This is a genomic window from Shinella sp. (assembly GCF_052438155.1).
Taxonomy (GTDB): Bacteria; Pseudomonadota; Alphaproteobacteria; order Rhizobiales; family Rhizobiaceae; genus Shinella.
Window position 1 is genome coordinate 1 of the sequence record NZ_JBQVPI010000046.1, and the last position, 22,015, is coordinate 22,015.

The following is a 22,015-nucleotide window of genomic DNA, read 5'->3' on the forward strand; positions in this document are numbered from 1 at the left end:
GCCGACGATGTCGATCGGCAGCGCGCCGATCTTCCAGCGGTAGAGCAGGTCGTTCAGGCAATGACCGAAGCGCGACATCATGAGCAGCACCTTCATGCGCTCGTCGCTGTCGTTGAAGCGGTGGGTCATCGCGAACTTTTTTGCGACCGGCGCGAAGCCGGCCTTGATGTCTTCCTCCGAAACACCTTCCTGGGACAGGAAGGTGAGGCGCATGAAGAACAGGCCGGTTTCGAGGTCGTCGAACTGCGACGAATCCGAGATGTAACACCCCTTCTCGGCGAGGTAGCCGGTGATCGCGGCAACGATGCCGCGGGTCGATTGGCAGGATACTGTCAGGACGTGGCTTTTCATCGATTCTTTTCTCTTGGATGGCGCGCTGACGCGCTTCAGGTCGGGCGCGCCGAGCGGGCCAGAGCCTTGAAGGCCATTTCGCGCGTCAGCATGCCGGTCGCCGCGCCGCCCTCCGTCACGAGGATCGCATCGTGCGCGGCGAGCAGCGGAAAACACTGGCCGATGGCGGCACCCGCATCAACGGACGCCACCGAGATCGCCTCGCCAGACGCTCCGCGGGCGAGAAGGCGCGGCGCGACACCGTTGATGACGACGACGCCCGAATGCTCCCGCAGCAGCGCAGCCGACCGCTCGGGGGTCGCCTCGGCCGCCGTCAGGATCGGGACCTTTTCAAACGCCTCATAGGCATACATCGCCCGCGACAGATCGACCTTGCGCACGAAGCGCTCGACGTAGTCATCGGCGGGGCGAAACAGGATTTCCTCCCCCGTGCCGACCTGGCGCAACTCGCCGTCCTTCAGGATGGCGATGCGGTCGCCGAGATGCAGCGCCTCGTCGAGATCATGCGTGATGAAGATGATCGTCTTCTTCAGCCGCGCCTGGATATCTTTCAGCTGCTCCTGCATGTCGCTCTTGATCAGCGGGTCGAGCGCGCTGAAGGCCTCGTCCATCAGGAGCACCTCCGCCTTCGTCGCGAGCGCCCGGGCAAGGCCGACGCGCTGCTGCATGCCGCCCGAAAGCTGCCGCGGAAAGCGGTTTTCGAAACCCTTGAGCCCGACGAGCTCGAGCTGTTCCATGCCGAGCGCCACGGCCTCGCGCCGGTTTACGCCCTGCAGGATCGGCCCGCAGATGGTGTTTTCCAGCACGGTCTGGTGCGGCAAAAGGCCAAAACGCTGGAACACCATGGAAATGCCATTTCGGCGGAAGGCCAGAAGCTCCTTGGCATTCATGTCCATGATATTGCGGCCATCGACGAGGATGCGGCCGGCAGTGGGCTCGATCAGCCGGTTGAAATGGCGGATCAGGGTCGATTTTCCCGAACCCGACAGGCCCATGATGACGAAAGTCTCGCCGCGACGGATCGAAAAGTCGATGTCCTTGAGGCCGACGATGCAGCCGGTTTTCTGCAGCACCTCGGCCTTTTGCGCCCCGGTGCGCAGCTCTGCAATCGCATCGTCCGGGCGGTTGCCAAAAATCTTGTAGACCTTGTCGACCTGGATTTTCACGTCGGAAGCGATCACGGCTTCACTCCCCGCTGGCAAGATGTTTCTGGGCGCGCCGTCCATAGGACTGGGCGATGCGATCGAAGATCACGGCGAGGAAGACGATGGCAATGCCGGCGATGAGGCCGCGGCTCACCTCCAGCCGCTGGATACCCTGCAACACCTGGTAGCCGAGGCCGCCCGCGCCGATCATCGAGGCTATGACCACCATGGAGAGCGCCATCATCGTCGTCTGGTTGACGCCGGCCATGATAGTCGGCAGGGCGAGCGGAATCTGCACCTTGAAGAGTTTCTGCCGCGGCGTCGCGCCGAAGGCGGTGATCGCCTCGACCACCTCGCTATCGACCTGGCGAATGCCGAGATCGGTGAGCCGGATGACCGGCGGAATGGCGAAGAACACGGTGGCAAGGATGGCCGGAATCTTCCCCGGGCCAAACAACATGACGAAGGGGATGAGATAGACGAAGATCGGCAGCGTCTGCATGATGTCGAGCAACGGCAACGCCATCGAGCGCAGCCAGTCCGAACGCGCCATCGCGATACCGAGCGGAATACCGACCACCACGGCCACCACGGTTGCGGCGAGCATGAGCGCGATCGTCGCCATGGCGTCGTTCCACAGGCCCAGCGCACCGATGGAGACAAGCATGACGGCAGCCCCGGCGGTCGCCTTCAGGCTCCGCGAGGCGGAATAGGTCAGGGCGGCGATGGCGGCGATCGTGACATACCAGGGCAACCATTGCAGGAAGGTTTCCATACCACTCAGGAGTTTGAGCAGCGGCATCAGCAACCGTTCGAACATGTCGCCGTAGTTTGCCACGATCCAGCTGAAGCCGTCGTCGATGGCGAAGCGAAGGCTGCGCGTGTCGAAGAATTCGGGAAAATTGTCTGCCACGGCACAAGCCTTTCAGGGGTCGTCTCTTGCCGGTCGCGGTGGGTGCGAAGCATCGGCAAAGGAGTTTTGCGAGGCCGGCGCAACCGGGGGGATTGCGCCGGCCTTACAAGGCGGGCCTCAGAGCGAGGCCTTGACCTTCTCGGCAACATCGGCTGGCACCCACTTGGTCCAGATCGCTTCGTAGTTCTTGAAGAAATGCGTGGCGACCTCTTCCGGCGAGGCCTTGTTGTCATCGCCCCAGGCCAGCACGTCGCTGATCTCGGCATTCGGCACCTGCATCTTCGACAGGAATTCGGCGACGGCCGGGGCCTTTTCCTTCAGGCTGGTCGTAGCTGCGACTGCCACTTCGCCGACGGCCCAGCCGGTCAGTTCCGGCTTTTCGCACTTTGCATCAGTGAGGCAGGTGAACTTGGCCGCATCATAGGCCGGCATGTCGAGCACCTTCAGCTTGTATTTGCCGATCACCTCGGTCGGGCCCCAGTACCAGCCGATGAAGGGTTTTTTGCGCGACACCTGGCGGGCGATGGTGGCTTTCAGGTTGGCGCCGGAACCGGTCGGATAGATTTCATAGGTCTCTTCGAGGCCGAGCGCCTTGACGAGGTTGTTGGTGATGATCTCGCAGCCCCAGCCGGGCGGGCAGGCATAGAAACGGCCCTTGCCGGTCGCCGAGGCATCCTCGAACACCTGCCAATTGTCCTTGAGGTCACTGACGGAGCGGATTTCCGGATGCGCTTCGGCGACATAGTCCGGAATCCACCAGCCCTCCTGACCGCCGCTCGCAAAGATGTCGCCGGCCTTGTAGACGGTGCCCTTCGCCAGCATCTGGTCCCAGGTCGATTTGACGGTCGAGACCCAGAGCTCCGGCGCGATGTCCGGCTCGCCCTTGGCCAGCATGGAGGATGCGGTCGGCACCGTGTCGCCGGGTACGATCTGGACGGTGCAGCCGTAGCCTTCGGCAAGGATCGCCTTGGTCACATAGGCGAGCGTGCCGGCGGAAAGCCAGGTCATTTCGGCGACGGTGATCGGGTCGGTCGTGCCGCATTCCGCGGCCTGAGCGGCAGTGCCGCCGAGAACCATGCAGGACAGGCAGGCCCCCGCAAGAATGGATGTCTTGATCTTCATGTCCGTTCCCTTTTGTGGTTGTGGTGGTCTGACGGTTACGATGTCGAAAGCGGCGACTTTTATCAAACCGAAATAACTGATCCGCATTTCAGAAAAACTTTAGCGGAAGAGCGTTTCGATCCGCTCGATCAGCGCGGCGTCAACCGGTACGCCGTCTCGTTCGGTGCGCCGCCGCGCGGCCTGCCGGCGACCACCGGGAAGACGGGCGCCTTCCTGCGCGGCAATGGCACCGAGGAGGCTTGCGACCTGTTGCGAAAAGCCCTCCGAGAAAGCCGCCGGGTCGAAGGCGATGAAACATTGGCCGGTTTTCGGCGGACCGCCCGCCGTGCCGGAAAACGGGCTCGCATCCTTGCTGAGGACCGCCCCGGACAGGCAGGAGGCGAGGATTTCGACGAGAAGCCCGGCACCGAACCCCTTGTGCCCGCCGGCGGGCAGCATCGACCCCTTGAGCGCCGCGGCCGGGTCCAGTGTCGGCGTCCCCTCCGCGTCGAGCGCCCAGCCGGGCTCGATCGGCCGTCCCTCGCGTGAACGCAAAAGGATTTCCGATTTCGCCACGACACTCGCCGACTGGTCGAGAACGAGCGCAGCCCCGCCCGCGTCACCGGGAATGCCGAGCGCGAAGGGATTGGTGCCGATGACCGGCATGCGCCCGCCGGGGGGCGCGATGGAGGCCGGCGCGTGGGTGGTGCAGAGGCCGAGCATGCCCGCTTCGGCGATGCGCTCGGCATGATGGCCGAGCACGCCGCAATTGTAGGAGTTGAACACCGTCATCGCGGCGACGCCATTTTCGCGCGCGGCGGCGATGAAACGCTCCCAGCCGGCATCGATCGCCGGATGCGCGAAGCCGGTCGCCGCATCGACGACGATCGCGCCGGGACGCGGCTGCGACACGACGGGACGCGCCATGCCATCGACCTTGCTAGAGCGCACATGTTCCGCATAGATCGGCACGTAGAGCAGGCCGTGGCTGCGAATGCCATCGCGCTCCGCCAGCATCGTCGAGCGGGCGACGGCGGCCGCATTGTCCTCGCTGGTTCCGGCCGCCAGCAGGGCACGCAGGCACAGGTGCTCGACCGCGGCGAGCGTCATCATCCGTTCCGTCATGGAAACATCCTCAATCGTTGTCGGTGGTACCGGCGCCGGCGCCCTGGGTGCGTGACAATTCCGAAGCCGGCACGTAGGTCTTCGCCGCCAGGCCGAGCGCCGCCGCATAGGCCGTGGCATCGGTCGCCGTTGGCCGGGGTGTTCCGGAGCGCGCGGGCGCGTCATCGTCAGGCATAAGTCGCAAGGTCGTCATATCGGGCACCAAGCCGCCGGCATCACTCACCCGTGCAAGCGGCACGACAGCGCCATTTCCCTGCTGCATGGCAAGGTTCAAGCCCGTGTCCATTGCCGCTGCACCGGCAAGGCCGATCAGCAGTAGGCCGCTATCCCGATCTTGCGGCAAGATTTGTTCCGCCTCGCCACAGCACAGTGCATCGATGGCTGCCTGGCCATCGAGAATTGCCTTTCGGCCCCTCCCGCTATCGGCGAGGGCATCGACGACAGCCCGGACGGCATCGACACCGCGCGCCGACAGCCAGACGGCGGCCTGACCGATATCGTCTGCGGCGCCATGGGGTAGGCCGGCGCCGCTGGCCGCCTTGCGGGTGAGCGACTGCACTTCGTTGTAGGAGAGAAAGATCATCGTCATGGCAGCACCGGGAGCCAGCAATTGTCGGTTTCGCCCGCCGCGATCTCGCTCGCCGTCGGTGCACCCTGGAAGAGCGTGATGCGGGTCCAGCGATCCGAACGTGGATCGAATTTCGACGCGCCGAAGAAGGCGAGCTTGCAGCGCAGCATGTCGATGGGCAGGCAGCGATCCGACAGCAGGTTGTCGCGGATTTCCGCATAGGACGCGGCGGCCGTTGTCTGGATGCGGCGCACCGCATGGCGATGCTGCGGGAGACGCGCGAGGAAGGCGGCGACGGTTTGAGCGTCCGGCGCATCCGAAAGATCGGCGGCGAGCCTTTGCACCTGACGGGCAATGTCGAGCGGCAGTTCCAGATCCGCGCCGGGCTCGGCGGCGCGGCGGCCGAGGCGCGGTTCCAGCTTCTCTTCCGAGACATACCAGAACTGGGCGATTTCGGCCGGCGCATCGAAGGCAATGGCCATGGCCCAGCCGTAGTGGTCGGGCAGGAGCCCGCGGAGGGCCGCGACCCGCATGCCCGGTTCAAGCCCCCCTTCCCGCGCGGCCGCCATGCCGTCCGCAAGGTCGTCGTTCTCCGCACCCGCCATTTCGATCACGAATGCGACCAGCAATTCCTGGAAATCCACGGACAGGGATTGCGAACGGTCCAGCAGTGAGGCGACCGGGAACGCCGTGGCCAGCAGCCTTGTAGGATCAATCCAGCCTTCGGCTTCTGCCCATTCCGTGCGCAGGCACAGGATGCGCGCCATCAGGGCCTCGTCCGCAACCGACCATTGATCGAGATGCTGGCTCGCCTGCCGCCAGAGATCGGCCAGCCGGTTCAGCCCCGCCGCATCCAGATACGGCTTCGCCCGCACACGCGCCAGAGCGGTCTCGCGGGCGAGCACCCAGTTGTTCAACAGCACTGGATGGTTCGCAAGAAACGGCGCCATGCCGAGGCCAGTGGAATTGCCAACCCCGACGTGGCGGCGAAGCTCCGGCGCCAGCGGCACGAAGGTTTCTGGCGCACGGCGTTTGGCGACATGTTCGACGAGGTCATGGGAGAATTCGCGGATCAGCCAGACGGTCAGCATCTCCGCCTGGAAGGGGCCTTCAAGCCCGTCGCGTTCCGCCAGCACGAAACGATCGGCAATGCCGAACTTGCCGTTGCCATATACGGCCGTGGTGCGCAGCAGGTAGCCGACTTCGCCGAGGCGCTGCCGGTCCGGCTGACGGCCCTGCGCCAGACTGTTGGCGACATGTTCGAAGAAACGCACGGACTTATTGGCGCGGCTCAGCACCAGGTCGCGCGGGCCAAAACGCCCCGCCTCCTGACGGGGGGCATTCGCCCGCAGCCGGTCGATCTCGGCGGCATCGGGAATGCCGTCATAGAGTACGTAGCTGGTATCCCAGGCTTCGGCGATCACCCGGTCGGAGCGCTGGTCGTCGGGAAGCGGGCAGGAAAAGGCGACGAGGCTGTAGTCGTGGCCGCCGAGCTTGAGTGTATAGACCGCATCGCCAAAACCCTCGTCATCCATGTTCCAGACCGGGCGGCGTACCGTCGTGCCACTTGCGGCAAGGCAACGGATCAGACTGCGCAGGAAGCTCAGCCGCGTCGGGAAGGAGGCCCCCATCCGCCGCAGACGCATGACGACATCCGGCGAACGCAGCGCCAGCGCCGGCCCTGTCGTGAGGTCGAGCGCCCGACTGGTCATGCCACCGGCCCGAAAGACGCGTTGTAGAACCGCAGCCAGTTGCCGCCCATGATGTCGCCGGCTTCCTCTTCGGAGAAGCCGGCATTGCGCAGGCCGTGGCGCAAGTTACCGAGATCCGCATTGCTGTTGAACCACTGCGGCTGCCGGGGGAAACCCGCCGCTGCCGCCGACCCTTCGCCGTAATCCGTCGCCTTCGACCAGCGGCCGTTGCGCATCCAGGTCACCACCGAATCCGGCTGGTCCTGGCATAGATCGCTGCCGATGCCGACATGCTCGACGCCGTAGCGCGACGCTGTCTCCGCGACCATGGCGCAAAAACTTTCCAGCGTGCAGTTCGACCCGTCCTTCAGGTGGTGAGGATAGAGCGAAAGGCCGAGCATGCCGCCTGACTGCGTCAGTGCCTTCAGGACCGTTTCCGACTTGTTGCGCAGCGCTGGATGCCACCAGTGCGGATTGGCATGGGTAATGGCGATCGGACGGGTAGAAATCTCTATCGCCTCCAGCGTCGAGCGTTCGGCGGAATGGCTCATGTCGATGACCATGCCAACCCGGTTCATCTCGGCGATGGCCTGGCGGCCAAAGCGGGTAATGCCAGGATCTTCCCCCTCGTAGCAGCCGGTGGCAAGCAATGACTGGTTGTTGTAGGAGAGCTGCATGAACCGCACGCCGAGCATGTGGCAGACTTCGATCAGGCCGATATCATCCTCGATCGGCGACGGATTCTGCAGGCCGAAGAATATGGCCGTGCGCCCTTCCTGCATCGCCCGCTCGATATCGCTACCGGAGCGGCCGGGGAAGATGAGGTCCGGATGGCGCTCGAAATGCCGGTTCCAGGCGATGATATTGGCCACCGTCTCGCGGAAATTCTCGTGATAGGCGATGGTGGCATGGACAGCATGCACGCCGCCCGCCCGCATCTCGGTAAAGACGTTCGGGCTCCAGTTGGCATATTGCAGGCAATCGACGAGGGGGCTGGCGATCTTTGCATCCATGGCCTTACTCCGGCTCCCCCGCCCTTATATAGGCGGTCTTGACCTGGGTGTAGAACTCGGCCGCCGAACGGCCCTGCTCGCGTGAGCCGAAGCTCGAATCCTTCCTTCCGCCGAACGGCACATGATAGTCGGTCCCGGCCGTCGGCAGGTTGACGGTGACGCAACCCGTCTCGACATTGCGCCGGAAATGCGTGGCACGGGCGAGCGAGCCGGTAAAGATGCCGGCGACGAGGCCGAAGCGGGTGTCGTTGACGACGGAGAGCCCCTCCTCGTAGGATCCGACCTTCTGCACCGCGGCGATGGGCGCAAACATTTCCTCGCGGTTGAAATCCATGGCGTTGGTCGTGCCGGTCAGAAGCGCCGGCGCCATGTAGTAGCCCTCATGGGCAAGCTGCAGGCGCTCGCCGCCGACCGCAACCTCGGCGCCCGAGGCGCGGGCGCGCTCCATCCAGGCCAGGTTCGCGGCAAGCTGACGTTCGCTGACGACCGGGCCGATCTGCGTGCCGTCCGCCAGCGCATGGCCGACCTTCAGGGCGGCGACGGCGGCAGCGAACTTCCCGACGAAGGCATCATGGACCTTTTCGTGCACGACGAGGCGCGAGGAGGCGGTGCACTTCTGGCCCGTTCCGGAATAGCCGCCACCGATCGACGCCGCGACGGCAAGGTCGAGGTCCGCATCGTCCATGACGAGCAGCGCATTCTTGGAGCCGAGTTCCAGCTGGAATTTGGTGAGGTTCGCCGCTGCGGCAACCGCCACCTGGCAGCCGACCTCATAGGAGCCCGTGAAGGTGATGGCATCGACGCCGCGGTGGCTGGCAAGCCCGTTGCCGACGACCGCGCCCGGCCCCATCAAGAGCTGGAACGCACCGTCCGGCAGTCCGGCGCGGTGGATGATATCGGCAAGTGCCCAGGCCGAGGCCGGTGTCTCGTTGGCCGGCTTCCAGATGACCGCATTGCCGTAAGCGAGTGCAGGCGCAATCTTCCAGCTGGCGGTGGCAGTCGGAAAATTCCAGGGCGAGACGACGGCGACAAGCCCCATCGGCTCGCGGCGCACATCGATCTCGATGCCGGGGCGCACCGAATCGGCGTTCTCGCCAAGCTGGCGCAGCACCTCGGCCGCATAATAGGTGAAGAACTGGCCGGCGCGGAACACTTCGCCGCGGCCTTCCGCCAGCGGCTTGCCCTCTTCGCGCGACAGCAGTTCGCCCAGCTCGGCAGAGCGATCCATCAACTCCATGCCGATGCGGTTGAGGATCGCCTGGCGCTGTTCGAGGCCCACCGCCCGCCAGGACGGCATCGCGGCGCGGCCTGCGGCAACGGCTTCATCCACATCGGCCGCATCGGCCTGTGCGTAGAGGCCGATCAGATCGGTGACATCCGACGGATTGCGGTTTTCATGGAAGCGCTCGTTTTGCCTCCATTGGCCGCCGATCAGGTTGGCGTAGCGTTCTGCCATTTTCGGTCTCCATTCTGTTCGAACGAAAAATCCTTCAGCGGCACGCTTCAATCAAGCAGATATTTCTGTTATCAATTTCAGAAGAATTGAAGTGGCGACAATGATCAAGCTGGAAGCATTGCGGGTCTTCGTCACGGTGGCGGAGAGCGGGAACATCAAGGATGCAGCCGATGCCGTCGGCCGCACGGCCTCGGCCGTGTCGATGACGCTGAAGCAGCTGGAAGACGAGATCGGCGGGCCGCTCTTCCAGACCGACCGCAAGAACAGCCTGACGGCGCTGGGCAACCTCATGCTCGATCTCGGCCGCGAGCAGATCCGCAGCTTCGACAAGTCCGTCAGCATCATGCGCGCCTTCGCGCACAGCCGCATCGGTAGCCTGTCGATCGCCTCGGTACCATCGGTGGCAACAAACGTGCTGCCACCGATCCTGCAACGCTTTCTGGAAACCCGGCCGCAGGTGCAGGTGGAGCTTTTCGACATCGACAGCGCCCAGGTGCGGCGCCTGGTGGAAAGCGGGGTTGCCGATATCGGCATTGCCGGCGAAAGCCGCGCCGGCGGCGGGGTAGAGTTCACGCCGCTGTTCAGCGATCGGTTCAAGCTGCTCTGCAAGGAAGACCACGATCTCTGCCGTCTTGAACGGCCCGTCGAATGGAGCGATCTCAACGCGGCGACGCTGATCCGCAATGGCGCGTCCGACAGGATCGAGGCGGAGGACTACAAGCGGCTCGCGGGCCAATCGCTGATCAATGTCTACAACGTCACGTCGCTGGTGGCGCTGGTGAAGGCGGGGCTTGGCCTCACCATCCTGCCGTCGCTGACCATGCATGGCGCGCATGAGGGCGTGGCGGCACTGGACCTCGCCGATGCGGCGGCGAGCCGCCGGGTTGGGCTGGTCGAGCGGCGCGACGTTCCACCCTCGCCCATCGCCGCCACCTTCCGCGCCTTCGCCCTCAAGGAAATTCCAGCGCTGGTGGCCGAGCGTCTCGGAAACTAGCTAGCGCCCCGCACTGGCCGGCATTTCCCCATAGGCGGCGGTCCACCAGACGCCGCCGAGCTAAGAGGGCTGCCCTACGTCGCGATCCAAGTTTAACGTTATTGCGCGCTGGAGGTGCCAGAGCCACCTAGAGAGATGCCGCCAGCAGTTCCTTCGTGTAGTCGTGCGCCACGTTGCGGTCGATCAGATCCTGACTGCTGATGATCTCGCGCACCACGCCCTTTTGCATAATCGCCAACCGGTCGCACATATGGGCGACAAGAGGCAGGTCGTGGCTGATGATGAAGAGGGTCAGGCCCTTTTCCCGTTGAAGGCGCATGACGAGGTTGATGATTTCGGCCTGGATGGAGACGTCGAGGGCGGAGGTCGGTTCGTCGAGCAGCATGACCTGCGGCTCGATCGCCAGGCACCGTGCGATGGCGACGCGCTGGCGCTGGCCGCCGGAGAGCTGGTGGGGGAACCGAAAGCGGTGCTCCGGGCCAAGACTGACATCCCTCAGCGCCTGCAGGATGCGCTTTTCCGGATTGTCGAAGCGATGGATAGCGAGCGGCTCGCCGATGATCTGGTCGACGGTGTGGACCGGGTTCAGCGAGGCATAGCAATCCTGCATGACCATCTGTACGCGGCGGCGGAAGGAGAGCGACGGGTTCTGCTTCACCACCTCGCCGCCGATTTTCACACGACCTGCGCTGGTCGTGGTGAGGCCCATCATGGCGCGCAACAGCGTCGTCTTGCCGGAACCGGATTCACCGACGAGGCCGAAGACGCTGCCCTGTGCTACGCTGAGGGAAACCTCCTTCAGCGCCCGCACCACCCGGGCCTTGGTGTGGAAATCCACAGAAACGGCTTCGATCTCGATCATGATTTAGCCTCCATCCAGGCGGGATCGCGGGTGAAGGTGCGCAGGTCCGGCAGCCGTTCGGTGAGCGAGGGACGGCAGGCGGCGAGCGCCCGCGTATAGGCATGCTGCGGGGCGGTCAGGTGGGCCGCCGTGCATTCCTCCATCACCTGTCCGCCATACATGACCAGCACCCGATCGCAGAAATTGGCGACGAGATGCAGATCATGACTGATCAGAATGAGGGACATCCCGCGTTCGCGAATGATTTGGTCGAGCAGGCCGAGGAAGCTGGTGCGCACCGAAGCGTCGAGCGCGGAGGTCGGCTCGTCGGCGATCAGGAGTTCCGGCTCGCCAGCAAGCGCGATCGCGATCATCACGCGCTGGCCCATGCCACCGGAAAGCTGGTGTGGGTATTGATCGTAGACGGCCTCCGGATCGTTGATGCGCACGGCAGCGAGCAGATCGAGCGAGCGGATTTTTGCCACCTTGCCGCCGAGCCCGTGATGCAGCTTGAAACATTCGGCGATCTGCGCGCCCGCCGTCATCACCGGGTTGAGCGCGTAGCGCGGGTCCTGCATGATGAGGCCGATACGCCGACCGCGCAACGCGCGTTTCTGGGCGGGCGAAGCCTTCAGGAGATCGGTTTCGGCAAACTGGAAGCGGCGGGCCGAAACCTTGGCGGTCGCCGGCAGGAGGCCCATGATGGCCCTGCCCATGGTGGACTTGCCCGAGCCGCTTTCGCCTACGATGCCGAGCCGACCACCCCCAACGGAGAGGCTGACGCCGCGTAGCGCGGGTACCGGGCCGGTACGGCTCGCGAAGTCGACGCGAAGGTCTTCGATTTCGAGCCGGGACATTACGAGGACCTCGCGTCGAAGACATCGCGCAGGCCATCGCCGAGCAGGTTGAAGCCGAGGCTGGCGACGAAGATTGCAATGCCGGGAATGGTCGCGACCCACCATTGATCGAGCACATATTGCCGGCCGGCGGCCACCATCAGGCCCCATTCCGGCTGCGGCGGCTGCGCACCGAGGCCGAGGAAACCGAGGCCGGCGGCGGTCAGGATGGTGCCGGACATGTCGAAGGTGAGACGCACGACGACGGAGGCGATGCAGAGCGGCGCGATATGGTTGAGCAGGATGCGCAGCGTGGACGCGCCCTGCAACTCAGCCATCCGCACGAAATCACTGTTGCGGATGCTGAGGGTTTCGGCGCGGGCAAGGCGCGCATAGGGTGGCCAGCTCGTCACCGCGATGGCGATGATGGCATTGTTGATGCCCGTGCCGAGCGCGGCAACGAAAGCGAGCGCCAGCACGAGGCGCGGCAGCGAGAGGAAGATATCGGTGATCCGCATGAGGACGGCATCGACTGCGCCGCCGAAATAGCCCGCGACGATGCCAACCATCAGCCCGAACGGCCCGACGATCAGCGAAACCATCAGCACGATGCGCACAGTGATCTCGGACCCATGGACGATGCGGGCAAGGATGTCACGGCCGAGTTCGTCCGTGCCGAACCAATGCTCCGCGCTCGGCGGCATCAGGCGGTTTGCCAGCACCTGTTCCGTCGGCGAGCCGACGAAAAAGGGGCCGACAAGCGAGATGGCGACGAGCGCCAGCACGATGGCAAGACCGACAAGCGCCAACCTGTTGGCGAGCAGCGCACGGAAGGAAAGGGTGAGACGGACGAACCGGGCCTGCGCGCGGCTTGCGGGCCGGTCAGTTGTCAGCCATTGGCCAAGCGTGGTGTTCATGCGGTCCTCGGATCTGCGAAGCGATAGACGACGTCCGCCAGCGCGTTAAGTAGGATGAAGACGGCACCGATCAGGATGGTACCGCCAATGACGGCATTGAGATCGGCGTTAAAAAGCGCATTGGTCATGTAGAGGCCGAGGCCCGGCCAAGAGAACACCGTCTCCGTCAACACCGCGCCTTCGAGCAGGAAGCCGTAGGAGAGGAAGCAGACGGTGATGATCTGGACCCGGGCGTTCTTCAGCGCATGGCGCCAGATCACGGTGCGTTCGGACGCGCCCTTGGCCCGCGCCAGCGTGATGTATTCCTGGTTCAATTGGGTCAGCATGAAGCTGCGGGTCATGCGCGAGATATAGGCGAGCGAGAAGAGGCCGAGCAGCGTGGCCGGCAGAACCATGTGCGAGAGCGCATTGTAGAAGACGTCCATTTCGCCGGCACGCAGCGCGTCGATGGTGAGGATGCCCGACCATTCGTCGACAAGCCCGTCATAGGCGATGTCGATGCGCCCCGGCCCCGCCACCCAGCCGAGTTTGCCGTAGAAGACCAGCAGGAGCACGATGCCGAGCCAGAAGACCGGCACGGAATAGCCGGAGAGGCTGAGCACGCGGATCACCTGATCCTGCCAGCGCCCGTTATTTGCCGCCGCGATCACGCCGAGCGGAACACCGACCAGAACACCGATCAGGATACCGATCGTCGCCAGCTCCAGCGTGGCGGGAAAGACGCTTGCCAGATCCTCCACGACCGGGCGGCCGGAAAAGACGGACTTGCCGAAATCGCCGTGAACCACCTTGCCGACATAGGTGAAGAACTGCTCGTAGACCGGCCTGTCAAGGCCGAGCTCCTTGTACATCTTGTCATAGGCTTCCTGGGGCGCCTTCTCGCCGATGGCGGCCACGACCGGGTCGATCGGGATGAGGCGGCCGACGGCGAAGGTGACGAAAACGAGGCCGAGGAGCGTGAGCGCGACCGAAATCGCGCTCCCCGCCGATTGCCTGGCGATGGCATAGAACCGTCTGGCCGGGCTGGTCACGTCACTTCCTTACAAGCCGGTAGAAGATCATCGCAGGGCCGACCACATAGTCCTTGACGTTGGAGCGCATGGCGACCTGCGAGGTGCGCTGCACGAGACCGACATAGGGTCCGTTGGCCATCACCTTACGCTGCAGGTCCTTGTACATCTCGATGCGCTTCGTCTCGTCGGGTTCCTTCACCGCGGCGTCGGTCAGTGCGTTGATCGCGTCGTCCTTCCAGCTGTTGCGCCAGGCGACCGTCTTCGTGGCCGCATTCGGGCCGTTGTCGAGATTGTGCGCGAAGGTCGCCGCGTTGGCGTGCGGATCGAGGAAATCCGGCTCCCAGGTGCCGAGCGCGGCCTCGAACTGCCGATCGCGATAAGCGGTGATGAACTGCTTCTGGTCCGTCTGGACGATTTCCATCTTGACGCCGGCGGTCGACATCGACTGCTGCACCGCCTGGGCGATATCAATGGCAGGACTGACATTGCGCACGCTCAGCTTGAAGGAAAAGCCGTCCGCATAGCCGGCTTCCGCAAGCAGTGCCTTCGCCTTCTCGACGTCGTAGCCATAGGGGTTCTCGTCCACCGAGCCGTAGAAACCCGAAGGCCAGAAGGATTGCAGCACGGTGAACTCGCCCTTCAGAAGCGAATCCGTCATGCCCTTGTAATCGACGAGGTATTTCAGCGCTTCGCGAACCTTCGGGTCGGTGAACGGTTTTACCGTCTGGCTGAGACCGATATAGAGGTTGCGCGTCGTGTTGTGCCGGCTGATGGCGATGTCCGGATTGCCTTCCAGCGCCTTCACCTGGTCGGTCGGAAGGTTGGCGGCGATGTCTACGTCGCCCTTCTCGAGCAGTAGGCGCTGCGAGGCGGCCTCTGGCACATGGCGCAGGACCACCCGCTTCATCGCCGGTTCGCCTTGGCGATAGGCAGGGTTCGATTGCAACAGCACCGTCTGGTTCGGCTTCCAGGTCTTCAGCACGAACGGGCCGGAACCGGCCGACTTGTCCTTGAGATAAGCAAGGCCGAAATCGCCATCCTTCTCGTTTTCCATGACGGTCTTGGAATCGACCACCGAGGCGTTGACCGAGGAAAGGATGTTCAACACCAGCGAAGGCGCAAAGTCGACGGCGATCGTCATTTCGAACGTCTGGTCGTCCAGGGCCTTGGCCATGGTGGCGACATTCTCGCTCGTCCAGCCGAACTGCTTCAGGATGAAGGCCGGCGTCTTGTCCGCCTTCACCACGCGGGCAAAGGAATAGACGACGTCGTTGGCAGTGACCGGGTTGCCGGAGGCGAAGGTCATGCCGGAACGCAGCTTGAACGTGACTGTCTTGTTGTCGGGGGAAAAGGCCCAGCTTTCGGCAATGCCGCCGGAAAGTTTCGAGAAATCGGCCGCGTCATACTCCACGAGGCCCTCGTAGGTGTTGTGCAGCACCTCGGAAGTCGTGTCTTCGTAGGATTCCGCCGGATCGAACGAAATCGCGTCGTCGATCACCTTGGCGATGACCAGCGTGTCGGCCGGCGTCTCGGCATAAGCCGTCCCGCCCGCCATGCTGATGAACAGGGCCACTGCGGCCGCACTTCCAAGAAACTGTCTTCTCTTCATTTCCCCCTCCTCCCGTAGGGCCCGGTACGCCGGGGTCTTCACTATTGTCGGTCTGTTAGAGTCCTGCAATCGCATGATCGACCACCCGGTCAGCGAGCCGATAGCGGGTGATCCATGCGATTTCCTGCAAGGCGGCCTCAAGCTCACCTGCACGTGTACCGTTCAGCCGCGCACGGATGGTCGCAAGCGCCGAGGCCTGGTCGTGCCGGCGCACACACAGAATGAAGGGAAATCCGAAGCGGGTCCTGTAGGTGGCGTTCAGCCCGTCCCATTCGGCGATCTGCTCGGGCGCCAGCGCGTTGAGGCGGATCGCCCCCTGCTCTGCATCCGACTCCGCCGTCACCCGGCCGGCGCGCACATCCGCCCCGCCAAGATCGGGATGACGGTTCAGGAAGGCCAGCAGCTCCTCCTCCGGCAATGCCCGGACGAGCGCCAACATCGCCTCATGCAGGGCCGCCGCAGAGGCGAAGGGCCTGCCCATCGAAACCTTCTCCGCCACCCAGTCGGCATTTTCCCAGACGGGTGCCAGCGCCACGGCGAAATCCCCCCGTGGCAGGGCATTGAACTCTGCAATCAACCGCGCGGTCATGAGCGTTCGGCCAGGCTGGTCACGCGGTCAGCCAAAGGCGGCAGGAACTGGCGGTCGAAGACTTCCGAGGCCATCGGCACGCGGGCAAGCCCCTTGGCCTTGGCGATCAGCGTGGCGCCCGCAACGATACGCCCGTCATCCGCATCGCCAATACCGATACGTCCGCCTTCCGGGCCGGCCATCTCCAGCCCCAGCGTGCCGACAAGCCGGGCACGGTTCGCCTTGATGTCGATCTTCGGATTGCGGCGGGCGACTGCGGCAATTGCTGCGTCCGGGTCGGCAATGGCATCCTTTAGGCCGAGATTGATCGCCTCCAGCAGGCCGCGCACAGCCTCGGGGTGCTTCTCGGCGAATTCGCGCGTGACCATCACCGCGCCGCCATAGAGGTCCGGCAGATAGTGGCGGAATTCGAGGTGGCGCAGCACCTTGTCCGGATCGAGGCCTGCCTCGATCGTGTGGGCGCGCACGGTGTTGACGAAGCCGAAAATGCCCTCCCAACGGCCGTCGTCACGCATGATCGGCACCATTTCCTCATGGCCTAGATCGGAAGGCTCGACCTCAACCGTCGAAATGTCGAGCCCCGTCGCGGCGCAGAATTCCGGGAAGAGCTTCCAGGCGGCGTCTTCCGGATGCGAAACCAGCTTGCGGCCGGCAAGATCGGCAGGCCCCTGAACCGGCCCGTCGGCATCGACGGCGATCGTATAGGGCGAACGATTGTGCATGGCCCAGACGGCGAGCGGCGATGAGGCTGGATCGACCGACTTCATCTCGATCAGCGTGTTCAAGTCGCCATAGGCGACGTCATAGCCGCCACGCGCCAGCACTGGCACAGAGTAGGCGAGCGACTCTCCTTCAGTGAAGTGCACGTCGAGGCCGCAGCGCGCAAAATGTCCGTTGTCGGCCGCCAGGAAGAAGGGCGCCTGCGGCCCCGAGAAAAAACTGTTCAGGAAGAATTTTACCTGCTGGACCACGCCACTGTTCCTATTGATTGGTATCGATTGAAGCGAGTGTGCGCCCTGCCGGCATTGCCGTCTATATCAAACTATGGAACAATTCATTGCCGAAATTAGAATAGGGAGGCCGCATGTCCCGTTCGCTGATCCCCGCCGCGCTGCTTTATTTCGACCGCGTCGCCGCGACCGGCTCCATCCAGGCCGCCGCCCGTGCCCAGAATATCGCGGCCTCGGCCATCGACCGCCAGATCATCGGGCTCGAGGAACGATTGGGCGTCAAACTCTTCGACCGCGTACCGAAAGGCATGCGGCTGACGGCCGCCGGCGAGGCGCTGGTCCGACTCGTCCATCGCTGGCGCGCGGAGGAGCGCAATGCGGTCGCAGAAATCTTCCAGTTGCAGGGCGTTCAACAGGGCCAGGTAAACGTCTTCGCCATGGACAGTCACGCCACGACCATCCTGCCGCAATTGGTGCAGTCCATTGCCGCCGCCCATCCGCTGATCAGTCTTTCCATCCAGGTCGGCTCGACGGACGAGGCAGTCGCGGCCCTCCTCTCCGGCCAGGCCGACCTCATCATCGTCTTCAACCTGCCTCAGCGCACTGACGTGCGACCGCTCTGGACCCTGCCGCTGCCTTTCGGCTGCGTCGTCGCCCCGCACCACCCGCTGCTCTCCCGGCCGGACGTGAAATTCCAGGACGTGGTGACCTATCCCATCGCCCTGCAAAGCCGCTCGCTGCTGATCCGGCGTTTCCTCGAAGTGCAATACAGCTGGCTTTTCGCCGAGCCGCACGGCCGCGTCGAAACGAACTCACTGCACCTCGTCAAGAACCTCGCCCGCAGCGGAACCTATGTCGCCTTCACCTCCCAGCTAGACGCCGCCACCGAGCTTGCCGAAGGTACGCTGCGCTTCCTCCCACTCACCGAGATCGACGCCCTCCCCCAGTCCTCAGACATCGCCATCGACGCTTCCAAGCCCCTGAACACGCTCGTGCAGATCGTTGCCGACAATGCGGTAACGGTCATCGAAGCGGCGCTGGCCGCCGCCCGGGCCAACCCGTAAGAAAGCCCGACGGAGTTGTCACGTTACCGAGCGATGATCGATCTCTCCCGCAGCGGTCTGAGATCGGGCAACCGCGCCAGTCACGGCTTTCCAATGTGCCATTGCGCGGATGCGATGCATGTGGGTCGCGAGAGCGGAGCGTTTGTGATGGGGGCTGACGAAAAGATTTCGCAGCGCTGAGAAGATCGAGATGAAACGATGCAGACTGCCGGCTGACCGGAAACCCCGCATCGTACGCTCCCGTTTTCGACGCTACCCCCAGTATTGTCCGCTCCCGTTTTCGCGGTGGCAGGTGAGAATTATCTGCCCGAGTGTTCAGACCTTGTGCGATCGATGTTCCACACCGGGCATGACATCCCGTTTTGCGGCGCCGTATGAGCGCAATTTGTCGGTGATGATGCGCTTCCTATCGCTGATTGTGGGTTTGCTCATCGGGCAGCCCATTCTCCCGGTAACAACGTGTCAACACCCATCGCTTTCTTCCGGCGGTGAAAATATCGGCGGGATAGAGGGATTATCGGCTTTTGTGCGGTGTTCTCCTTTCAGGCGCGCTTCCTTCGAAGCGTGACGATTGAAGGATTTTCCCTATGCCTAGGACACCGCTCGCGATCGGCCTTCTTGCGCTGTTGGCCGTCATTCCAGCTCGCGCCGACACCTTGTCGAGCCTCAACGGAAGCTACGCAATCGACGCGTCCTCGCGTATAGCCTTCTCGGTCGCCCAGCTCGGCGGCGGCGGCATCAACGGCGTCTTCTCGCGCTTTTCCGGGACCTTCGACCTGCACCCTGACGATATAGGGCGCTCAAGCGTGAACTTTTCGCTCCAGCCAGAGGGTGTGGCAACCGGAGAGCCACGGGTGGAGAAATTCCTGCGTTCCTCCGCCGTTTTCGACGCTGACGCCTATCCGGTCATCACGTTCCGTTCGACCGTTATCCGCCAGCAAGGTTCCGACCGGGCGGTCATCCAGGGCGTGCTGACCGCCCGGGGCATTGCGCACCGGGAGACCTTCGAGGCGACCCTGGTCAATAGGCAGGGGCGCACGATCGCCTTCCATGTGGTGGGCGACCTGATGCGCTCGCCCTACGGCATGGATGTCGGAACGCCGATCTATTCCAACGTCGTCCGCTTCGACATGATGCTCAACGGACGGCGTAAATAACTGCCGTCCGCGCTGCGAAATTTCCCGCCGACGGGACTATTTGCAGCGGCTCGGTGTTCTATTGGAATACGGGTGGACAGCTGCCCGTTTGAAAGGTGCAACGAAGAGGATTTCAAGCCATGCGCTCCCTCCTACTGGCCGCCGCCGTGGTGGCGGTCACAATGCCACTTGCCCATGCGGACGACTATGCCGGCGGCGCCATCAAGTCGATGGACACCGCCAAGGGCGAGGTTCTCACCGATGCCAAGGGCATGACACTCTATACGTTCGACAAGGATGCGAACGGCACGTCCAGCTGCCACGATACCTGCGCACAAAAATGGCCACCTCTGACGGCGGCGGCGGACGCGGTGGCGGACGGCGAGTATACCCAGATCGAGCGCAAGGGTGGTAGCAAGCAATGGGCCTATGACGGCCGCCCCCTCTATCTGTGGCAGAACGACAAGAAGCCCGGGGATGCCACCGGGGATGGGGTCGGCGGAGTCTGGCACGTTGCCAAAGAGTAACCGATGTCGCAGGTCATGAACGAGATCGAGCGATGCGTGCCGGCGCTGAGGCGCTATGCGCGTGCGCTGACCCACGATGCCGATCGCGCAGACGATCTCGTCCAGGACAGCCTGGAACGGGCGATCCGCAAGCGTGGCCTCTGGCGCCCCTCGGGTTCCGTCCGTTCCTGGATGTTCCACATCTTGCTCAATGTCTATCGCAACGACCTTCGACGGCTGCGGCGCTCACTGGCGCCCATCTCACTGGAGGCCATGCCGGGAAGCGATCCGGCCGGGCCCGATGTGCAGCCGGGCCGGGCGGCGCTCGCCGAGACGGCGCAGGCGATGCAGGCGCTGCCGGCGGAGCAGCGCGAGGTTCTGTTGCTCGTCGCCGTCGAGGAAATGAGCTATGCCGAGGCAGCTGCGGTCCTTTCAATCCCTGTTGGCACCCTTATGTCGCGATTGGCCCGCGCCCGCGCCACGCTGCGCGACCTGACGGAGACGGGATCGCAAAAACTGAGATCAGTCAAATGAACCGCGACGAACGCAAGAGCATCGAGCACGACCTTCACGCCTATGCCGACGGCATGCTCGACGGGTCGGCGCGCGCGGCGGTCGAAGCGTATCTCGCGGACAATCCCGCCGTCTCCGAGGAGGTGGACGGCTGGAAGCGGCAGAACGAAACCCTGCGCACGCTTTATGGTCACGCCGCTTCCGAGCCGGTGTCACCTCGCCTGGATGTCTATCACATCGAGCGAGAGACCCGGATTCGAGCTGGCCATTGCGGCCGGATGGCAGCGGCAGCGGTTCTTCTGCTCGCCGCGGGAACGGTTGCCGGTTGGTACGGGAACGATTTTTTCGCGCCGGTACGGTCGGCCGAGGTTGCCCTGGTCGACGAGGCAATAGCGGCGCACCGGGTCTATGCCGGCGAGGTCGTCCGTCCCGTGGAGGTCTGGGCGGCAGAGGCGGATCACCTTCAAGCATGGCTGTCCAAGCGGCTCGACCGCTCGCTGACCATTCCCGACCTCGCGGCTGGCGGACTCACGCTGGTCGGTGGCCGGCTTCTACCGGCCGCGAACAGCCCGGCGGCGCAGTTGATGTACGAGGACGAGACCGGGCGTCGGGTGACGCTCTACATCATCCCGGCGACAGCAGGCCGCGAAACCTCGTTCCGCTACGCGAGCTTCGACCCGCTTGAGGCGTTCTTCTGGACCGACGAGACGATAAGCTGCGCGCTTGTCGGCGATTTGCCGCGTGACCGACTGCAGGAGATCGCGACGCAAGCCTACAAGCAACTGGAGTGAGACGCCCATGTTGCGCAACACCCGCACGTCGTACGGAACGGTGGCCATGGTCTTCCATTGGACCATCGCCCTTCTGTTTTTCGGGCAGATTGTGCTCGGCTATCTCACGCAGGCGCTGGCCGATGATCCGCGGCTGCAGTTCGATCTCTATCAATGGCACAAATCGTTCGGCTTCCTCGTCCTCGTCCTTGCCCTGCCGAGGGCCGCCTGGTCCCTTTCGAGCGTCCGGCCCGTCCCGCTGGCTAGTGCCCCGCGATGGGAGCGTGCTGCGGCGCGGATCGTTCACCTTCTTCTCCTGACGCTGACGGTCGCCGTGCCCCTTGCCGGCTGGCTGATCGCCTCGACATCCCCCTTGAGAATCCCGAGTTTCCTCTTCGACCTCGTGGTGGTTCCAGACCTGCCGCTGGCGCGATCGGATGCCATGGAGGCATTCTGGTCGAGCACGCACGCGTTGCTCGCTTATGGTGCAGGGGTTCTGGCGCTCGCCCATGCCAGCGCGGCAATCTACCATCACCTCGTGCGGGGGGACGCTATGCTCGCGCGGATCGTAGGGCGTCGAGCACGAGTCTTGCATCCCCGCGATCGTTCTCGCTGAGGGACTGCATCGGCAATAGCCTTGAACAAAGCAGGAGGTACCGCAAAGTTAACCGGTCGGCGGTCGGTCTGTGCGATTTTTCTGCATGCCACAAGCCACTCGCCGACCGGTTAACTTTGCGGTACTCTTTCGGCCTAATCCAGGTCCGTTTCAAGGATTGGGCAACGCCGTCGGCATCAGCCAGAAGCGACGCCTCATATGAAGATGGTGAGAACACTGGGGGCGATGTCACGTTGTTTTATCAACGCCCGGGAAAGGCGTGTGTCTGTGAACTCAGGCGGTTGTGCCGGCCACGACT

At 63.9% G+C, this 22,015-nt stretch carries 22 protein-coding genes and 2 pseudogenes; 7 read left to right on the top strand and 17 right to left on the bottom strand.

Features of this window, described 5'->3' with window-relative positions:
* The 9 genes and pseudogenes from purU to ACT6VE_RS32470 all read right to left on the bottom strand — a co-directional run.
* Positions 1 to 351: pseudogene (gene purU / locus ACT6VE_RS32430) on the bottom strand (formyltetrahydrofolate deformylase); the annotation flags it as partial.
* Positions 352 to 386: 35 nt separating this feature from the next.
* Positions 387 to 1,532 carry a quaternary amine ABC transporter ATP-binding protein gene (locus ACT6VE_RS32435; RefSeq protein WP_444802349.1) on the bottom strand — a complete coding sequence of 382 codons (1,146 nt, stop codon included), beginning with the start codon at positions 1,530 to 1,532 and terminating at the stop codon, positions 387 to 389.
* A gap of 4 nt (positions 1,533 to 1,536) precedes the next feature.
* Positions 1,537 to 2,409, bottom strand: a complete 873-nt coding sequence (locus ACT6VE_RS32440) for an ABC transporter permease (RefSeq protein WP_444802350.1) — start codon at positions 2,407 to 2,409, stop codon at positions 1,537 to 1,539.
* 117 nt (positions 2,410 to 2,526) lie between these two features.
* Positions 2,527 to 3,531: a glycine betaine ABC transporter substrate-binding protein gene (locus ACT6VE_RS32445; RefSeq protein WP_444802351.1), complete on the bottom strand. Its 1,005-nt coding sequence runs from the start codon at positions 3,529 to 3,531 to the stop codon at positions 2,527 to 2,529.
* Positions 3,532 to 3,630: 99 nt separating this feature from the next.
* On the bottom strand, positions 3,631 to 4,635 hold the full coding sequence (locus ACT6VE_RS32450; protein ID WP_444802352.1) for an Ldh family oxidoreductase: 1,005 nt from the start codon (positions 4,633 to 4,635) through the stop codon (positions 3,631 to 3,633).
* Between the two features lie 10 nt (positions 4,636 to 4,645).
* A complete protein-coding gene (locus tag ACT6VE_RS32455) occupies positions 4,646 to 5,224 on the bottom strand; it encodes a DUF3726 domain-containing protein (RefSeq protein WP_444802353.1) in 579 nt (192 codons plus the stop codon).
* On the bottom strand, positions 5,221 to 6,915 hold the full coding sequence (locus tag ACT6VE_RS32460; protein ID WP_444802354.1) for a hypothetical protein: 1,695 nt from the start codon (positions 6,913 to 6,915) through the stop codon (positions 5,221 to 5,223). The genes ACT6VE_RS32455 and ACT6VE_RS32460 overlap by 4 nt, the downstream gene beginning before the upstream one ends.
* A complete protein-coding gene (locus tag ACT6VE_RS32465) occupies positions 6,912 to 7,907 on the bottom strand; it encodes a membrane dipeptidase (protein WP_444802355.1) in 996 nt (331 codons plus the stop codon). The genes ACT6VE_RS32460 and ACT6VE_RS32465 overlap by 4 nt, the downstream gene beginning before the upstream one ends.
* 4 nt (positions 7,908 to 7,911) lie before the next feature.
* Positions 7,912 to 9,363, bottom strand: coding sequence for an aldehyde dehydrogenase family protein (locus ACT6VE_RS32470; protein WP_444802356.1), 1,452 nt, complete (start codon positions 9,361 to 9,363; stop codon positions 7,912 to 7,914).
* 100 nt (positions 9,364 to 9,463) lie between these two features.
* Here ACT6VE_RS32470 and ACT6VE_RS32475 point away from each other — a divergent pair, with 100 nt between their 5' ends.
* Positions 9,464 to 10,357: a LysR family transcriptional regulator gene (locus ACT6VE_RS32475; RefSeq protein WP_444802370.1), complete on the top strand. Its 894-nt coding sequence runs from the start codon at positions 9,464 to 9,466 to the stop codon at positions 10,355 to 10,357.
* A 127-nt stretch (positions 10,358 to 10,484) separates the two neighbouring features.
* Here the strand turns inward: ACT6VE_RS32475 and ACT6VE_RS32480 are convergent, their stop codons facing one another.
* From ACT6VE_RS32480 to ACT6VE_RS32510, 7 genes are read right to left on the bottom strand one after another with little or no spacing between them, the layout of a single operon-like run.
* Positions 10,485 to 11,219 carry an ABC transporter ATP-binding protein gene (locus tag ACT6VE_RS32480; protein WP_444802357.1) on the bottom strand — a complete coding sequence of 245 codons (735 nt, stop codon included), beginning with the start codon at positions 11,217 to 11,219 and terminating at the stop codon, positions 10,485 to 10,487.
* Positions 11,216 to 12,055: an ABC transporter ATP-binding protein gene (locus tag ACT6VE_RS32485; protein ID WP_444802358.1), complete on the bottom strand. Its 840-nt coding sequence runs from the start codon at positions 12,053 to 12,055 to the stop codon at positions 11,216 to 11,218. The genes ACT6VE_RS32480 and ACT6VE_RS32485 overlap by 4 nt, the downstream gene beginning before the upstream one ends.
* The gene (locus ACT6VE_RS32490; RefSeq protein ID WP_444802359.1) at positions 12,055 to 12,951 is read right to left on the bottom strand and encodes an ABC transporter permease; all 897 of its coding nucleotides are present in this window, start codon (positions 12,949 to 12,951) and stop codon (positions 12,055 to 12,057) included. The genes ACT6VE_RS32485 and ACT6VE_RS32490 overlap by 1 nt, the downstream gene beginning before the upstream one ends.
* A complete protein-coding gene (locus tag ACT6VE_RS32495) occupies positions 12,948 to 13,982 on the bottom strand; it encodes an ABC transporter permease (RefSeq protein ID WP_444802360.1) in 1,035 nt (344 codons plus the stop codon). Before ACT6VE_RS32495 ends, ACT6VE_RS32490 begins: the two co-directional genes overlap by 4 nt.
* 1 nt (position 13,983) lies before the next feature.
* Positions 13,984 to 15,573 (bottom strand): ABC transporter substrate-binding protein, encoded by a 1,590-nt coding sequence (locus ACT6VE_RS32500; RefSeq protein WP_444802361.1) that lies wholly within the window; start codon positions 15,571 to 15,573, stop codon positions 13,984 to 13,986.
* 55 nt (positions 15,574 to 15,628) lie between these two features.
* Positions 15,629 to 16,162, bottom strand: coding sequence for a 2-oxo-4-hydroxy-4-carboxy-5-ureidoimidazoline decarboxylase (gene uraD, locus ACT6VE_RS32505; RefSeq protein WP_444802362.1), 534 nt, complete (start codon positions 16,160 to 16,162; stop codon positions 15,629 to 15,631).
* Positions 16,159 to 17,133 carry an ABC transporter substrate-binding protein gene (locus ACT6VE_RS32510; protein ID WP_444802363.1) on the bottom strand — a complete coding sequence of 325 codons (975 nt, stop codon included), beginning with the start codon at positions 17,131 to 17,133 and terminating at the stop codon, positions 16,159 to 16,161. Before ACT6VE_RS32510 ends, uraD begins: the two co-directional genes overlap by 4 nt.
* A 113-nt stretch (positions 17,134 to 17,246) precedes the next feature.
* Here ACT6VE_RS32510 and ACT6VE_RS32515 point away from each other — a divergent pair, with 113 nt between their 5' ends.
* The gene (locus ACT6VE_RS32515; protein WP_444802364.1) at positions 17,247 to 18,176 is read left to right on the top strand and encodes a LysR family transcriptional regulator; all 930 of its coding nucleotides are present in this window, start codon (positions 17,247 to 17,249) and stop codon (positions 18,174 to 18,176) included.
* 18 nt (positions 18,177 to 18,194) lie between these two features.
* Here ACT6VE_RS32515 and ACT6VE_RS32520 read toward each other — a convergent pair.
* Positions 18,195 to 18,581 (bottom strand): annotated as a pseudogene (locus ACT6VE_RS32520) (hypothetical protein); the annotation flags it as partial.
* Positions 18,582 to 18,763: 182 nt separating this feature from the next.
* On the opposite strand from ACT6VE_RS32520, the gene ACT6VE_RS32525 reads away from it, so the two are divergent.
* The 5 genes from ACT6VE_RS32525 to ACT6VE_RS32545 all read left to right on the top strand — a co-directional run bounded on the left by ACT6VE_RS32525 (position 18,764) and on the right by ACT6VE_RS32545 (position 21,717).
* Positions 18,764 to 19,333, top strand: coding sequence for a YceI family protein (locus ACT6VE_RS32525; protein WP_444802365.1), 570 nt, complete (start codon positions 18,764 to 18,766; stop codon positions 19,331 to 19,333).
* Between the two features lie 119 nt (positions 19,334 to 19,452).
* A complete protein-coding gene (locus ACT6VE_RS32530) occupies positions 19,453 to 19,839 on the top strand; it encodes a COG4315 family predicted lipoprotein (RefSeq protein WP_444802366.1) in 387 nt (128 codons plus the stop codon).
* A gap of 15 nt (positions 19,840 to 19,854) precedes the next feature.
* The gene (locus ACT6VE_RS32535) at positions 19,855 to 20,352 is read left to right on the top strand and encodes a sigma-70 family RNA polymerase sigma factor (protein ID WP_444802367.1); all 498 of its coding nucleotides are present in this window, start codon (positions 19,855 to 19,857) and stop codon (positions 20,350 to 20,352) included.
* A complete protein-coding gene (locus ACT6VE_RS32540) occupies positions 20,349 to 21,122 on the top strand; it encodes an anti-sigma factor family protein (protein ID WP_444802368.1) in 774 nt (257 codons plus the stop codon). Before ACT6VE_RS32535 ends, ACT6VE_RS32540 begins: the two co-directional genes overlap by 4 nt.
* Positions 21,123 to 21,129: 7 nt before the next feature.
* Positions 21,130 to 21,717, top strand: coding sequence for a cytochrome b (locus ACT6VE_RS32545; RefSeq protein ID WP_444802369.1), 588 nt, complete (start codon positions 21,130 to 21,132; stop codon positions 21,715 to 21,717).
* The last annotated feature ends 298 nt before the right edge of the window (positions 21,718 to 22,015 follow it).

Coding starts and splice junctions, on each gene's coding strand:
- ACT6VE_RS32545 (WP_444802369.1), top strand. CDS start 21,130: ATGTTGCGCAACACCCGCACGTCGTACGGAACGGTGGCCATGGTCTTC.
- ACT6VE_RS32460 (WP_444802354.1), bottom strand. CDS start 6,915: ATGACCAGTCGGGCGCTCGACCTCACGACAGGGCCGGCGCTGGCGCTG.
- ACT6VE_RS32480 (WP_444802357.1), bottom strand. CDS start 11,219: ATGATCGAGATCGAAGCCGTTTCTGTGGATTTCCACACCAAGGCCCGG.
- ACT6VE_RS32490 (WP_444802359.1), bottom strand. CDS start 12,951: ATGAACACCACGCTTGGCCAATGGCTGACAACTGACCGGCCCGCAAGC.
- ACT6VE_RS32485 (WP_444802358.1), bottom strand. CDS start 12,055: ATGTCCCGGCTCGAAATCGAAGACCTTCGCGTCGACTTCGCGAGCCGT.
- ACT6VE_RS32450 (WP_444802352.1), bottom strand. CDS start 4,635: ATGACGGAACGGATGATGACGCTCGCCGCGGTCGAGCACCTGTGCCTG.
- ACT6VE_RS32470 (WP_444802356.1), bottom strand. CDS start 9,363: ATGGCAGAACGCTACGCCAACCTGATCGGCGGCCAATGGAGGCAAAAC.
- ACT6VE_RS32445 (WP_444802351.1), bottom strand. CDS start 3,531: ATGAAGATCAAGACATCCATTCTTGCGGGGGCCTGCCTGTCCTGCATG.
- ACT6VE_RS32525 (WP_444802365.1), top strand. CDS start 18,764: ATGCCTAGGACACCGCTCGCGATCGGCCTTCTTGCGCTGTTGGCCGTC.
- ACT6VE_RS32535 (WP_444802367.1), top strand. CDS start 19,855: ATGAACGAGATCGAGCGATGCGTGCCGGCGCTGAGGCGCTATGCGCGT.
- ACT6VE_RS32540 (WP_444802368.1), top strand. CDS start 20,349: ATGAACCGCGACGAACGCAAGAGCATCGAGCACGACCTTCACGCCTAT.
- ACT6VE_RS32475 (WP_444802370.1), top strand. CDS start 9,464: ATGATCAAGCTGGAAGCATTGCGGGTCTTCGTCACGGTGGCGGAGAGC.
- ACT6VE_RS32465 (WP_444802355.1), bottom strand. CDS start 7,907: ATGGATGCAAAGATCGCCAGCCCCCTCGTCGATTGCCTGCAATATGCC.
- ACT6VE_RS32455 (WP_444802353.1), bottom strand. CDS start 5,224: ATGACGATGATCTTTCTCTCCTACAACGAAGTGCAGTCGCTCACCCGC.
- uraD (WP_444802362.1), bottom strand. CDS start 16,162: ATGACCGCGCGGTTGATTGCAGAGTTCAATGCCCTGCCACGGGGGGAT.
- ACT6VE_RS32530 (WP_444802366.1), top strand. CDS start 19,453: ATGCGCTCCCTCCTACTGGCCGCCGCCGTGGTGGCGGTCACAATGCCA.
- ACT6VE_RS32500 (WP_444802361.1), bottom strand. CDS start 15,573: ATGAAGAGAAGACAGTTTCTTGGAAGTGCGGCCGCAGTGGCCCTGTTC.
- ACT6VE_RS32515 (WP_444802364.1), top strand. CDS start 17,247: ATGTCCCGTTCGCTGATCCCCGCCGCGCTGCTTTATTTCGACCGCGTC.